Below are 12,199 nucleotides of genomic sequence, written 5' to 3'. Positions count from 1 at the left end.
ATCGAATCGGTTCGGTGCTCCTGCCCTCCGGCACACTTGCAGGGCGATCGTACGGGCGCAGGGCGACACGCCGTGAAATGCCTCTGCATCCGGGAAACGGACCTGCATCCGTGCCGGTGTCAGCCGCTGATCACGACGTTCACCGGGGCCTCGCCGCGCAGCATCCGCTCGACCTGCTTGCGGATCAAACGCGCGATGCGCGGATTCATGGCAGTGGATGCTCCGCCCACGTGCGGTGAGATGAGGACGCCGTCGGTCTTCCAGAGCGGATGCTCCGCTGGGATTGGCTCCGGATCGATGACGTCGAGGGCTGCACGGATGCGGCCGCCCTCGCGCACCAGTGCATCGGTGTCGATGAGGGTGCCGCGGCCGACGTTGACCAGAAGCGCGCCGTCGGGCATGCGTGCGAGCATCCGCTCGTCGAACAGATGATGCGTTGCCGCGCCTCCGGGGAGGGTCAAAATGACGATCTCCGCATCGGCGACCAGCGTCTCGAGCTCATCGATCGCATGCACCTGCACGCGGCCCAGGCGCTCGTGCCACACCGGTCGGGCGGTGCGCGCGACTACCGTCAACTCAACCTCGAACGGCTCCAAACGCAGCGCGATGGCTTCGCCGACGCCGCCGAATCCGACCAGCAGTACCTTGCGGTCGGCCAGGCTCTCCGCGAATACCGGTGACCACTCGCCCTGCTGCTGCGCGAGCACGAACCGGGGGAACTGCCGCTGCGCGGCCAGCGTGAGGGCGAGTGCGAGCTCAGCGGTGGATGCCTCGTGCACGCTTGCGGCGTTGGCGAAAGGCATCCCCGCAGGCAGGACATCGGCGACCCCGTCGTATCCGATCGACTGGCTCTGCACGAGTCCGATGTCGAGGCCCTCGAGGTTGCCGAGTACCTTCGAGCTACCCATGTACGGAGAAACCGCCAGATCGATGCGCTCGCGCGGCGCTGGGGAGCGCATATCCCAGACCTCGAGCTCCACGCCCTCGGGCAGCGTGCCGATGTTCTCGGCCAGGCGGGCGGTGGGGACGGTGACGAAGAGATTCACACTCTGAGCCTATCGACCGCGGAGGGCCTATCGATCGTGACCGGGCAGGGGAGTAGCCTCGGCCACAACGGCGACGCTCGGTCGCGCAGATTCTCAAGGAGGAGTCATGATTCCGGAGATCAACTACTGGGCGGTGCTGCTGGCCATGCTCTCGAGCATGATCGTCGGGTCGATCTGGTACACCCCGAAGGTGTTCGGCACCCGCTGGGCGCGGCTGGCGAATGTCGACATCGAAGGCTCTGCCAAGAGCGCCCTGTGGCCGATCATCACCACAGTTCTCGTGAGCTTCATGACGGCATGGGTTCTTGCCGGAGCATCCGCCATCGCCTGGCACTTCTACGAGGGGTCATTCTTCAGCGCGGCCGTCGTCACGGCCATCCTGCTGTGGGCGGGGTTCACTGCCGCCCGTTTCATCACGCACGACGCCTTCGAAGGTCGCCCCACTCAGCTGACGACGCTGAACATCGCGCACGAACTGGTCACCGTGGTGATCATGGCCGTGATCATCGGAGTCTGGCCGCCGGTTCTCGGCTAGTTCTGGCGCGTTACGTCTGTAGGAGGGTGTTGCACCTGTCGGACTCTTTGTGGAAAAAGGTCCGACGGATGTAACAGTCTCCGACGGATGTAACAGATGGATGCCGCGGCATCCGCCCCCGGCAGGGAAAGGCTACGCGGCTACGCGGCTACGCGGCTGACGGCGGCGATGGCGCTCGTGAAGAACGCCAGACCGTCGATGCCCGAGCGCATGGCCTGAGCCGTGTTCGGGCCGAAGCCCGCCTCGGTGGCGTGCTCGGGGTGCGGCATGAGGCCGACAACGTTGCCCGCCTCGTTGCGCACGCCGGCGATATCGCGCAGCGAGCCGTTCGGGTTGACCCCCGCGTAGCGGAAGGCCACCAGGCCCTCGCCCTCCAGTCGGTCGAGCGTCTCGTCGTTGGCGATGTAGCCGCCCTCGCCGTTCTTCAGCGGGATGATGATCTCCTGGCCCTGCGTGAACTCGTTCGTCCAGGCGGAGCCGGTGTCTTCGACGATGAGCTTCTGATCGCGGCGCACGAAGCTCTGGTGCTCATTACGGATGAGGCCGCCGGGCAGCAGGTGCGCCTCGACGAGCATCTGGAATCCGTTGCAGATTCCGAGCACGGGCATGCCCTTCGCTGCGGCATCCTTCACCTCGGCCATGATCGGCGACAGCGCGGCGATGGCGCCGGAGCGCAGGTAGTCGCCGTAGCTGAAACCGCCGGGCAGGACGAGAGCGTCGACGCCTTCGAGATCGTGTGAACCGTGCCAGAGCGCAACGGGCTCGGCGCCGGCGAGGCGTACGGCGCGCTGGGCGTCGCGGTCATCCAGTGACCCGGGCCAGGTGATGACCCCGATGCGGACGGTCACTCGACGACCTCGATACCGACGACGTCCTCGATTACCGAGTTGGAGAGCACGTCTGCTGCGATCTTCGCGGCCTCGGCGAGCACGGCGTCGGTGACCTCACCGTCGACGGTGAGTTCGAAGCGCTTGCCGATGCGCACGTCGCTGAAAGCGGTGACGCCCAGGCGTGCAAACGCACCCGAGACGGCCTTTCCCTGCGGGTCGAGCAGTTCGGACTTGGGCATGACGTCGACGACGATGGTGGGCATGAACGGCTCCGGATGTCGCGGGAAGGCGGGCATGCCCAGTCTAGTGTCCTCGTAGCATCCGCTCTGTGCTCCCAGGGAAGTGATTGCATGCGTCGGAATAGAATCGACGCGTCGGTCGTTGACACCGGCAGACCGCAATCGGCTCAGCTGAGCCCGAACAGAAGGAAACACCTGTGACTCGCACTATCGGCTACATCGTCGGCAGCATCTCCAGCGCCTCCATCAACCGCCGCCTTGCGCGCGTTCTGGCGAATCTCGCCCCTGAGGGCACGGAACTTGTCGAGATCCCGATCAAGGACCTCCCCTTCTACTCGCCGGACTTCGACGGCAACTTCCCGGAGGTGGCCACCGAGTACAAGAAGGCCATCGCCGACGTCGACGGTGTCATCATTGTCACCCCCGAGTACAGCCGCTCCATCCCCGGAGTGCTCAAGAACGCCCTGGACTGGTCGACCCGCCCCTACGGTGACATGTCGTTCTACGGCAAGCCCGTCGCCGTCATCGGTACCTCCGGATCCGGTGTCGCAACCGCAGCGGCCCAGCAGCACCTGCGCGCGATCCTCGGTCACTTCAGCGCAATCACGATGGGCCAGCCTGAGGGCTTCATCCAGGACCGCCCGGGCCTGTTCACCGAAGAGGGCCAGGTCACGGATGACTCGACCGCTGGTTTCCTCGTCGGCTACCTCGAGGCGTTCAACGGCCTCATCAACCGCGTGCAGCACTCCGCGGAGCTCGTGAACTCCTAAGCATTCTCGCTTGATCGGATGCCCTGCAGCCTCGTGCTGCGGGGCATCCGTCGTTTTCTCGCCATCGTCGAACTCCAGTACGTCGGTCTCAGTGAGGCCCCGAATTACCGAATGTAAGGTTCACGCCAACCCATGCCGCAGCGCCAGCACCACCGCCTGCACCCGATCGCGGGCACCGATCTTCTGCAGCACGCGTGAGACGTGGGTCTTCACCGTCGCTTCACCGATGAACAGTGCTGTCGCGATCTCTGCATTGCTCATCGCTTCGGACAGGAGCGCGAGAACTTCTGCCTCACGCTCGGTAAGCGGCTCGATGAGATCGAGTGAAGGGGCGGATGCCGTGGCCACAGTGCCGTCCCCCGTCGAGGCCGTCGCATACCGCTGCACGACACGCCTGGTCACCTCTGGTGCCAGCATCCCGTCGCCTGCGGCGAGCACGCGCACCGCGGCGACCAGATCCTCCGGGCCGCCGTTCTTCAACAGGAAACCGCTCGCGCCAGCATCCAGAGCGCTGAACAGATAGTCATCGCGATCGAAAGTCGTCACGATCGCGATCGCGGCGTGCACATTCGGATCGGAGATGATCCGTCTGGTCGCCTCGATGCCATCCATATCGGGCATCTGTACATCCATGCAGATGACATCCGGGTGCAGAGTGGATGCCGCAGTCACCGCTTCGGCGCCGGTCGATGCTTCGCCGACCACGGTGATGTCGGGCTGGATGTCGAGGATAGTGCGGAATCCGGCGCGCAGCATCGCGTGATCGTCGACGAGCAGTACGCGGATCGGGTCGGTCATGCGGCGGCTCCTGCCAGTTCAGCGTGCGCGGCCAGCGGAATCTGCACGCGCACGCGCCAGCCTCCACGCTCGCGAGGTACAGATTCAATCGTGCCACCCGAGGCCAGGGTGCGCTCGCGCATGCCCAGCTGTCCCATTCCCGGCCGGGGCGCGAGCACTGGCCGGCCGGTGTTCACCACTTCGAGCTCGATGCCGGTCGCGGTGTAGCGCAGACGCACGTCGGCCGTAGCTCCGATGCCCGCATGGCGGCGGGCGTTGGTGAGTGACTCCTGTGCGATTCGATAGAGGTTTACCTGCACGACTGACGACACTGGCTGTTCTTCGCCGACGACCGTGTATTCGGTCGGGAGTCCTGCGCCATTCGACGCCGCGACGAGTCGCGCGATGTCGGCGAGCGAGACGGTGGACGCAGCATCTTCGTCGTCGCCGTTCGACCGCAGGGTCTCCAGGAGATGTCTCAACTCGCTGATGGCTTCGCGCGCCGATTCTTCGACGCTGGAAAGGATCTGCTTCGACCGAGCGGGGTCCTGATCGAGGACCATGCGCGCGGCCCCTGCCTGCACGCCCATCACCGATACATGGTGCGCGACGACGTCATGAAGCTCGCGCGCGATGCGGACGCGATCGAGCGCCACCGCCTGCGCCGCAGTGACCTCGCGCTCGCGCTCCAGGTCTTCTGTGCGCTGCTCGAGGGACTGACGCTGCATTGCGGCCTTCCAAGCGTGCTCTCCGAAGTAGTAGGCGCCGCCGAAGTAGAGCACGTTCACCAACAGCTGCAGCATCATGAAGGCGAGGTACGGCGACATCGCCCCCGCGACGATCTCCTCTTCGTTGGCGGTGTCGATCGCGTCACGGTACATCGTGATCATCAGCCAGATGAACATGCCGACGATGATCGACACCCGCACGATCATCGCCGCACGGCGGTTGGCCATCCACGCACCCACCGTGTACAGCCCGATGAACATCGCGATGTTTCCGGCATACATCTCCGGCACGCGCAATGTCGCGGCGAAGAAGTACGCGACTGAGACGATGACCGCGACCTGAGCAGGCCAGATGCGGCGCGCGGCGAGCGGAAGCGCGAGCACGAGCAGGTAAACAATCGCCTGCCACAGTGGTGCCTGCTCTTCGCCGTACAGTCCGGAGACCGCCGACAGCGCGGCGCTAATGATGCCGGCGACGAACACGACGCCGGCCAGCAGCAGGTCGGACTGTCGTTGGCGCGCGGTCAGCGCGCGTGATGATGCGGACATACTTCCACGGTACGGGCAAGCGGATGCCGGGACATCCGCCGCACGACGGACTCGCCGCCGCTACCTGCTGGCGATGAGCCGCGGCAGTCGAGTCACGCGAAAATCATCGGCATGTCATCGTCGTCATCGGTGCTCCCGAAGTCGAGATCAACGACCACCGGAACGTGATCGCTGGGCTGGACGCCCTTGCGCTCATCGCGATGGATGGATGCCCCGGTAACGGCGCCGGCGAGCGCGGGGGAGCCCAGCACGAAATCGATGCGGACGCCCTCGTTGCGAGGGAACTTCAGGCGCTGGTAGTCCCAGTAGGTGAAGCCCTCCGGCAGCAGCGGACGCACGACATCGGTGAGTCCAGCATCCTGAAACGCGAAGAACGCGGCGCGCTCTTCGGGAGAGACATGGGTGGAGACGCCCTCGACGATGTCGGGGTCGCCGTTGTCGGCGTCGAACGGGATGATGTTGAAGTCGCCGACCAGGGCCAAGGGCAGGTCAGGGTTCTTCTGCAGTTCGGATGCCGTGTGCTGGCGCAGCGCCTCGAGCCAGTGCAACTTGTACTGGTAGTGCGGATCGTCGAGCGAGCGGCCGTTGGGCACGTACAGGCTCCACACCTTCACACCCTCGATCGTGGCACCGAGCGCACGCGCTTCGAGCGGAGCATCCGGTCCTTCGTGGCCCTTGGCGAAGCCGGGCATCCCGGTGAACGCGGTGTCAATGTCGGTGATCGGCAGGCGGCTCGCGATCGCGACGCCGTTCCACTGATTCAGCCCGTGCACCTCGACGTGGTAACCCGCCTCTTCAAATGGCGCGTAGGGGAACTGCTCGGGCTTGCACTTGATCTCCTGCATCGCGAGCACGTCGATGTCTTCGCGCACGGCGAATTCCACCGTGCGGGTGACGCGGGTGCGGATGGAGTTGACGTTCCAGGTGGCCAGGCGCATGCCCCCAGCCTAATTGCGGGCAGGGACGTCAGTGTTCGGACGGGTCGGCCGTGCCCATCAGCACGCCGCGTGCCAACGAATGGAAGTGCCGGTTGAAGCCGAGCACCGCAGGGGTCGATCCACGTGCGATATCGAGGGTGGGAACGTCCAGGGCGTCGACGACGAAGAAGTAGCGGTGCACACCGGTGCCCTCCGGCGGAGCAGCGCCGATGAACCGTTCCGTTCGGGATTCGTTCGGCAGGACTGTGGCGCCAGCGGGAAGGGCCGCCAGGTCACCGGCGCCGCTTGCCAGGGACGTGGTCGCGGCCGGGAGGTTGTATGCCGCCCAGTGCCAGAATCCCGATCCGGTCGGAGCATCCGGATCGAAGCAGGAAATCGCAATGCTCTTCGTGCCGGCAGGCGGCGTCGACCACTGCAATGCGGGAGATCGATCCTCGCCGCCACGATCGGCCGACCAGGCGAACAGCGGCAGCGCGCCATCGGGTTCGAAATCAGGGCTGGTGAGTTCCAGCGGCAGGAAGTCGCGCAGTGTGGCGAGTTCGGCATAGGGATCGTACGAGAACACGGAGGCTCCTTCACGTCGCGGGTTCCGATCAGACTCGGCTCATCGCCACGATAGACGCTCGCATCCCGTGCTGGCCAAACGCTCGGGGCCGTCGCCGGTGCACAACTCCTGAAGAACCGGCCCGGTCGGCGCCAATTCGGGCTGAATCGACCGATCCGGTTGCATTCTTTAGGAGTTGTGCGCGGGCCGTGCGCCTTACACTGGATGCCGTGACTCTCGACGCCGACCGCCAGTCCCTGCTCGCCCTCATCAAAGATGAGGCGGTGTTCCACGGTGACTTCACGCTTTCCAGCGGCAAGCAGGCGACGTACTACGTCGACATGCGCAGGCTCACCCTCGATCATCGTGCCGCTCCCGCGATTGGCCGCATCATGCTCGACCTCATCGGCGACCTCGATGTCGCAGCCGTCGGCGGGCTGACGCTCGGCGCCGACCCGATCGCCAACTCCGTGCTGCACGCCTCGGTCGACACTGATCGTCCACTGGACGCGTTCGTCGTCCGCAAGGAGCCCAAAGACCACGGCCGCGGACGCCAGATCGAAGGGGCCGATGTCGCGGGTAAGCGTGTCGTCGTGCTGGAGGACACCTCCACCACCGGACAGTCCGCACTCAAAGCCGTTGAGGTGCTGCGCCGCGAAGGCGCCGAAGTCATCGCCGTCGCCGTGATCGTCGACCGCAAGACCGGCGCGCAAGCAGCCATCGAGGCGGAGGGCCTGAAGTGGCTCGCGGCCTTCGACCTCGACGACCTCGGCCTCGACCCGCAGTGACCCGCTACGCCCTCGCCGTCGACGTCGGCGGCACCAAGATGGAGGCGGCGCTCGTCTCTGACGAGGGCGTGCTGGTCAACGGCAGTCGTTCGCGCAGCGCGACCGGACGCGCCGCGACGCCCGGGTCGTTGGATGCGGCCGTCGTGCAGGTCGTCACACACGCACTGGCGCAGCTTCCCGAAGGTGCCGGCCTCGTCGGAGCCGGTGTCGGCAGCGCCGGTCCGATCGATCGACCGGCCGGGCAGATCCTGCCGGTCAATATGCCTCAGGCGCTCGGCTACCCGTTGGCGGATGCGGTGCGCCGCGCAGCATCCGAAATCGTCAGAGCGGACGTCCCCACCGTCTTCGGGCACGACGGCGGTGCGCTCGCTCTCGCCGAATCGTGGCTGGGTGCCACCCGTGACGCGAAAGCGTCGCTGTCGATCGTCGTCTCCACCGGCGTCGGTGGCGGATTCGTCATCGGCGGTCAGTACATTCCCGGCGCATCCGGCAACGCCGGACACCTCGGCCAGGTGCGCCGCGAAGGTGGGCTGACGCTCGAGCAGATCGCCTCCGGTCCCGCGAGCGCGGCATGGGCGCAGACCCAGGGCTGGACCGGTTCGACCGGTGAAGATCTCGCTCGGGATGCGGCATCCGGTGATCGGATCGCGCGCGCGGCCATCGAACGTTCCGCGCGCGAGGTCGGCCAGGCGCTGGCGGATGCTGCGACGCTCGTCGACCTCGACATGATCGCCATCGGCGGCGGCTTCTCGCGCGTGTCGGATGACTACATCGACCTTGTGCAGCAGGCGCTCATCGCCAGCGCCGCGCACGACTACTCGCGTCGCGCACGAGTGGTGCGCTCGGGCCTCGGAGACGAGGGCCCGCTCATCGGCGCGGCCGCACTCGTGCTGCGTTAGGCGCCGCTCAGCGCACGCGGTGCAGTCGCCGCCGATACCCGAAGGAAGTCGAGCTTCGCCGCGGCATCCGACCCGGTGGCGGCGGTGTACGCGACGATGCGCAGGTCGGTGCCTGAGACGGTGAACACGTCGCAGTCGAGTTCAATGTCGCCCACGGCCTCATGTCGAATCACTTTGCGCTCCGATTGGTGCTCTCCGACCGCGCCGCTATGCCAGAGGGCGCGGAATCGCTCGTTTGATCCGAGAAGCTCATTGACCAATGCCTTGACGCCTTGGTCGTCCGGATAACGCCCGCTCACTCGGCGCAGGTCGGCGACGAGCGATGCTTCGAACACTTCGGGGCTGCCGGACTGGCTGACGACCCTCTTCTTGTCATCGCACTGGGATGTGCCCGTGAAGTGCTGCCTCAACAGGTTGGGTGGCCCGGTGGCCGTCGAGGAAGGATCGCCCAGCAGCGTCTTCCAGAGCGGGCTCGCGGAAATGAGATCCCATGATGCGCTGAACACCGCAAGGGGAGTCTCGCCGAGCCGGGAGATCAGCCGCTGGATGCTGGGAGGGATGTGCGTCGGGACCTGCCCTGGTGAGGGCGGGAGGAGCCCCGCGACGACGAAGAGATGGTCGCGTTCGGCGTCGCTCAGCTGAAGGGCGCGAGCGAGTGCCGCCGTCACCTGGGCAGAGGGATGCCGAGCCCGGCCCTGCTCCAGCCGGACGACGTAGTCGACGCTCAGCCCTGCGAGTGCGGCGAGCTCTTCTCGACGCAGCCCCGCGGCGCGGCGGTCATCACCTGAGTACAGGCCGACATCGACAGGGGACAGTCGATCTCGCCACGCACGCAGCACCCCGCCGAGGTCCGAGATCTGCTTCTGCTGCATCCCATCAGTCTGACAGCGTCTGAAGGAGCTTGGGTGGTACTGCGGGTCCCCCCGCCCATCCGGGCCACGACAGCGCCGCACCGCATCCACAGACTGGAAATATGACAACAACACTGATCACCGGAGCCAACAAGGGCCTCGGATATGAAACCGCCCGTCGACTCATCCAAGCAGGACACACCGTGTGGATGGGGGCACGCGATGAGACGCGGGGGAAGCAGGCCGCCGATGAGCTCGGCGGGCGCTTCGTCCAGCTCGATGTCACGGACGACGCATCCGTCGACGACGCCGTGCGAAAGATCACGGATGCCGGTGGCCTCGACGTGCTCATCAACAACGCTGGCATCTCGGGGCCGATGAAGCCCGCTGAGCAGCTGACCGCGGAGGATGCCGCTCACGTGTATTCAACGAACGTCGTCAGCATCGTGCGCACGACGTCCGCATTCTTTCCGATTCTGCGCGAATCCAGCGCGCCAACCATCGTCAACGTGACGAGCGGTCTCGGGTCGTTCGCTGCTGTGCATGATCCTGAACGCATCGAGTCGATGCTCGTCGCGCCGCTGTACACCTCATCGAAGTCGGCGGTCACCATGCTTACGGTGCAGTACGCCAAGGCGTTTCCCGAGATGCGGATCAACGCCGCCGACCCCGGTTATACGAAGACGGACTTCAACGGTAATCAGGGCACTCAGACGGTGAGCGAAGGAACCGATGCGATCGTCGAGCTCGCCACCAGGGGAGGGCAGGGTTCGACCGGCACGTTCATCGACCGCTCAGGAGTCGCTCTCTTCTAGAGCGCGACACCCCGGCCCCGTCGGCTGGAGTAGTTTGGTCAGCGTGACCGCTCCTATTGATGCCACCGCCACTTCCGCCTGGGCCGAACTCGAAGCCCGCAAGAGCGGGTTCGTCCCCGACCTGCGCAGCTGGTTCGACAGCGACCCCGGCCGAGTCGAACGGATGACGTTCGACCTCGCGGATCTCCGAGTCGACCTGTCGAAGAACCTCGTCGATGACGGCATCCTCGCCTCCCTCGTATCGCTCGCCGAGCAGACCGGTGTAGCCGAACACTTCGCCGCCATGCAGCGCGGTGAGCACATCAACACCACCGAGGACCGCGCTGTTCTGCACACCGCGCTTCGCCGACCCGCCGGCATCCAACCCGCCCTCACGGTGGATGGGCAGGACATCGACCACGATGTGCAGGAAGTACTGGGCGCCATGACGGCGTTCGCCGACCGAGTGCGGTCGGGTCAGTGGCAGGGCGTGACCGGCAAGAAGGTCACGCACGTGGTCAACATCGGCATCGGCGGATCCGACCTCGGCCCCGTCATGATCTCGGCGGCGCTCGAGCCTTACGCGACCGCCGGCATCCAGGCGCGGTTCGTGTCGAACATCGACCCGTTCGACATCACCGAGAAGACCAAGGACCTCGACCCGGAGACGACGCTGTTCATCGTCGCATCCAAGACCTTCACGACGTTGGAGACCCTGACCAACGCGCGCCTCGCGCGGGACTGGTTGTGGGCCGGCCTGATCGCGGCCGGCGCGATCGAAGACACAGAAGAGGCGAAGACGGATGCCGTCGCCCACCACTTCGCGGCCGTCTCCACTGCGCTCGACAAGGTGGCCGCCTTCGGCATCGACACCGACAACGCCTTCGGGTTCTGGGACTGGGTTGGCGGCCGCTACTCGGTCGATTCAGCCATCGGCCTGTCCGTGATGATTGAGGCAGGCCCCGAGGTATTCCGGGAGCTTCTCAGCGGATTCCACGCGGTCGACGAACACGTGGCATCCACCCCTCTCGAGCGCAACGTGCCGATCCTGATGGGCCTGCTCAACGTTTGGTACACGAACTTCCTCGGCGCGCAGTCGCACGCCGTACTTCCCTACGCGCAGCAGCTCAGCCGTTTCGCCGCGTACCTGCAGCAGCTGACCATGGAGTCCAACGGCAAGTCGGTGCGCTGGGATGGCTCACCGGTCACCACCGACACCGGCGAGATCTTCTGGGGCGAGCCGGGAACCAACGGCCAGCACGCGTTCTACCAGCTGATCCACCAGGGCACGCGCCTGATCCCGGCCGACTTCATCGCCTTCGCGAACCCGGCCTATCCGCTCCAGGACGATGGGCGTGATGTGCACGGCCTGTTCCTGGCGAACTTCCTCGCTCAGACCAAGGCGCTCGCGTTCGGCAAGACCGCGGCAGAGGTCGAAGCCGAAGGCACCACGGGCCCGCTCGTGGCTGCGCGGACCTTCGCCGGCAACCGCCCGACGACATCGATCTTCGCGCCCGCGTTGACCCCGCGCGTGCTCGGCGAACTGATCGCCCTCTACGAGCACATCGTCTTCACGCAGGGCGTGATCTGGGGAATCAACTCGTTCGACCAGTGGGGCGTGGAGCTCGGCAAGCAGCTCGCGCTGCAGATCGCGCCGGCGATCGAGGGGGATGCTGCAGCGCTCGACGCGCAGGATGCCTCGACCAAGGCGCTGCTGGCGTACTACCGGGAGCACCGGGCGTAACCCCGGGCGCGCCGAACCACCGGGAGCACCGGGCGTAACCCCGGGCGCACCGAACTACCGGGAGCACCGGGCGTAACCCCGGCGCGCCGAACCACCGGGCAGGTGGCGCTTGGGGTCGCTTCGGAGGCGGCCGGGCGGCACGAAGCGACACCTGCGTGGGTTGAGTC

At 66.0% G+C, this 12,199-nt stretch carries 14 protein-coding genes; 6 read left to right on the top strand and 8 right to left on the bottom strand.

The genetic code is table 11. The features are described from left to right. Nucleotides 1–119: 119 nt before the first annotated feature. Nucleotides 120–1,046, bottom strand: coding sequence for a 2-hydroxyacid dehydrogenase (locus ACW5CM_RS13030; RefSeq protein ID WP_457125239.1), 927 nt, complete (start codon nucleotides 1,044–1,046; stop codon nucleotides 120–122). 106 nt (nucleotides 1,047–1,152) lie between these two features. On the opposite strand from ACW5CM_RS13030, the gene ACW5CM_RS13025 reads away from it, so the two are divergent. Continuing rightward, nucleotides 1,153–1,581 carry a DUF1761 domain-containing protein gene (locus ACW5CM_RS13025; protein ID WP_438252735.1) on the top strand — a complete coding sequence of 143 codons (429 nt, stop codon included), beginning with the start codon at nucleotides 1,153–1,155 and terminating at the stop codon, nucleotides 1,579–1,581. A 140-nt stretch (nucleotides 1,582–1,721) separates the two neighbouring features. On the opposite strand, the gene purQ is transcribed toward ACW5CM_RS13025, so the two are convergent. Both purQ and purS read right to left on the bottom strand, forming a co-directional pair. Beyond that, the gene (gene purQ / locus ACW5CM_RS13020) at nucleotides 1,722–2,429 is read right to left on the bottom strand and encodes a phosphoribosylformylglycinamidine synthase subunit PurQ (RefSeq protein WP_438252736.1); all 708 of its coding nucleotides are present in this window, start codon (nucleotides 2,427–2,429) and stop codon (nucleotides 1,722–1,724) included. After that, on the bottom strand, nucleotides 2,426–2,674 hold the full coding sequence (gene purS / locus ACW5CM_RS13015) for a phosphoribosylformylglycinamidine synthase subunit PurS (RefSeq protein ID WP_438253062.1): 249 nt from the start codon (nucleotides 2,672–2,674) through the stop codon (nucleotides 2,426–2,428). The genes purQ and purS overlap by 4 nt, the downstream gene beginning before the upstream one ends. Nucleotides 2,675–2,847: 173 nt before the next feature. Between purS and ACW5CM_RS13010 the strand changes: the two genes are divergently transcribed. Next, nucleotides 2,848–3,420 carry an NADPH-dependent FMN reductase gene (locus ACW5CM_RS13010; RefSeq protein ID WP_438252738.1) on the top strand — a complete coding sequence of 191 codons (573 nt, stop codon included), beginning with the start codon at nucleotides 2,848–2,850 and terminating at the stop codon, nucleotides 3,418–3,420. A gap of 120 nt (nucleotides 3,421–3,540) precedes the next feature. Here the strand turns inward: ACW5CM_RS13010 and ACW5CM_RS13005 are convergent, their stop codons facing one another. The 4 genes from ACW5CM_RS13005 to ACW5CM_RS12990 all read right to left on the bottom strand — a co-directional run bounded on the left by ACW5CM_RS13005 (nucleotide 3,541) and on the right by ACW5CM_RS12990 (nucleotide 6,977). Beyond that, a complete protein-coding gene (locus ACW5CM_RS13005) occupies nucleotides 3,541–4,218 on the bottom strand; it encodes a response regulator (protein ID WP_438252739.1) in 678 nt (225 codons plus the stop codon). Next, nucleotides 4,215–5,474: a sensor histidine kinase gene (locus tag ACW5CM_RS13000; protein ID WP_457125238.1), complete on the bottom strand. Its 1,260-nt coding sequence runs from the start codon at nucleotides 5,472–5,474 to the stop codon at nucleotides 4,215–4,217. Before ACW5CM_RS13000 ends, ACW5CM_RS13005 begins: the two co-directional genes overlap by 4 nt. 92 nt (nucleotides 5,475–5,566) lie before the next feature. Next, complete coding sequence (locus ACW5CM_RS12995) at nucleotides 5,567–6,412, bottom strand: exodeoxyribonuclease III (RefSeq protein WP_457125237.1); 846 nt, start codon at nucleotides 6,410–6,412, stop codon at nucleotides 5,567–5,569. A gap of 28 nt (nucleotides 6,413–6,440) precedes the next feature. After that, complete coding sequence (locus ACW5CM_RS12990; protein ID WP_457125236.1) at nucleotides 6,441–6,977, bottom strand: YbhB/YbcL family Raf kinase inhibitor-like protein; 537 nt, start codon at nucleotides 6,975–6,977, stop codon at nucleotides 6,441–6,443. A 209-nt stretch (nucleotides 6,978–7,186) separates the two neighbouring features. Here ACW5CM_RS12990 and pyrE point away from each other — a divergent pair, with 209 nt between their 5' ends. Further along, the gene (pyrE, locus tag ACW5CM_RS12985) at nucleotides 7,187–7,744 is read left to right on the top strand and encodes an orotate phosphoribosyltransferase (protein WP_457125235.1); all 558 of its coding nucleotides are present in this window, start codon (nucleotides 7,187–7,189) and stop codon (nucleotides 7,742–7,744) included. After that, nucleotides 7,741–8,643, top strand: coding sequence for an ROK family protein (locus ACW5CM_RS12980; RefSeq protein ID WP_457125234.1), 903 nt, complete (start codon nucleotides 7,741–7,743; stop codon nucleotides 8,641–8,643). Before pyrE ends, ACW5CM_RS12980 begins: the two co-directional genes overlap by 4 nt. Here the strand turns inward: ACW5CM_RS12980 and ACW5CM_RS12975 are convergent. Continuing rightward, nucleotides 8,640–9,515, bottom strand: coding sequence for a helix-turn-helix transcriptional regulator (locus ACW5CM_RS12975; protein WP_457125233.1), 876 nt, complete (start codon nucleotides 9,513–9,515; stop codon nucleotides 8,640–8,642). The two genes, ACW5CM_RS12980 and ACW5CM_RS12975, sit on opposite strands and share 4 nt — an antisense overlap. 101 nt (nucleotides 9,516–9,616) lie before the next feature. Here ACW5CM_RS12975 and ACW5CM_RS12970 point away from each other — a divergent pair, with 101 nt between their 5' ends. Together ACW5CM_RS12970 and pgi are read left to right on the top strand one after the other, a co-directional pair. Then, nucleotides 9,617–10,309: an SDR family NAD(P)-dependent oxidoreductase gene (locus ACW5CM_RS12970; RefSeq protein WP_457125232.1), complete on the top strand. Its 693-nt coding sequence runs from the start codon at nucleotides 9,617–9,619 to the stop codon at nucleotides 10,307–10,309. A gap of 43 nt (nucleotides 10,310–10,352) precedes the next feature. Next, entirely contained in the window at nucleotides 10,353–12,032 is a 1,680-nt protein-coding gene (gene pgi, locus ACW5CM_RS12965) for a glucose-6-phosphate isomerase (RefSeq protein ID WP_439256429.1), read from the top strand. Nucleotides 12,033–12,199 lie beyond the last annotated feature (167 nt).

Source organism: Microbacterium wangyouchuni (genome assembly GCF_054072595.1).
Note: the sequence above shows the minus strand (reverse complement) of the source record. Positions and strands in the feature narration are given on the sequence as shown.

Excerpts from the sequence above, each read along its gene's own strand:
- ACW5CM_RS12975 (WP_457125233.1), bottom strand. The coding sequence starts at position 9,515 with ATGCAGCAGAAGCAGATCTCGGACCTCGGCGGGGTGCTGCGTGCGTGG.
- purS (WP_438253062.1), bottom strand. The coding sequence starts at position 2,674 with ATGCCCACCATCGTCGTCGACGTCATGCCCAAGTCCGAACTGCTCGAC.
- ACW5CM_RS12970 (WP_457125232.1), top strand. The coding sequence starts at position 9,617 with ATGACAACAACACTGATCACCGGAGCCAACAAGGGCCTCGGATATGAA.
- ACW5CM_RS13005 (WP_438252739.1), bottom strand. The coding sequence starts at position 4,218 with ATGACCGACCCGATCCGCGTACTGCTCGTCGACGATCACGCGATGCTG.
- ACW5CM_RS13025 (WP_438252735.1), top strand. The coding sequence starts at position 1,153 with ATGATTCCGGAGATCAACTACTGGGCGGTGCTGCTGGCCATGCTCTCG.
- ACW5CM_RS12995 (WP_457125237.1), bottom strand. The coding sequence starts at position 6,412 with ATGCGCCTGGCCACCTGGAACGTCAACTCCATCCGCACCCGCGTCACC.
- ACW5CM_RS13000 (WP_457125238.1), bottom strand. The coding sequence starts at position 5,474 with ATGTCCGCATCATCACGCGCGCTGACCGCGCGCCAACGACAGTCCGAC.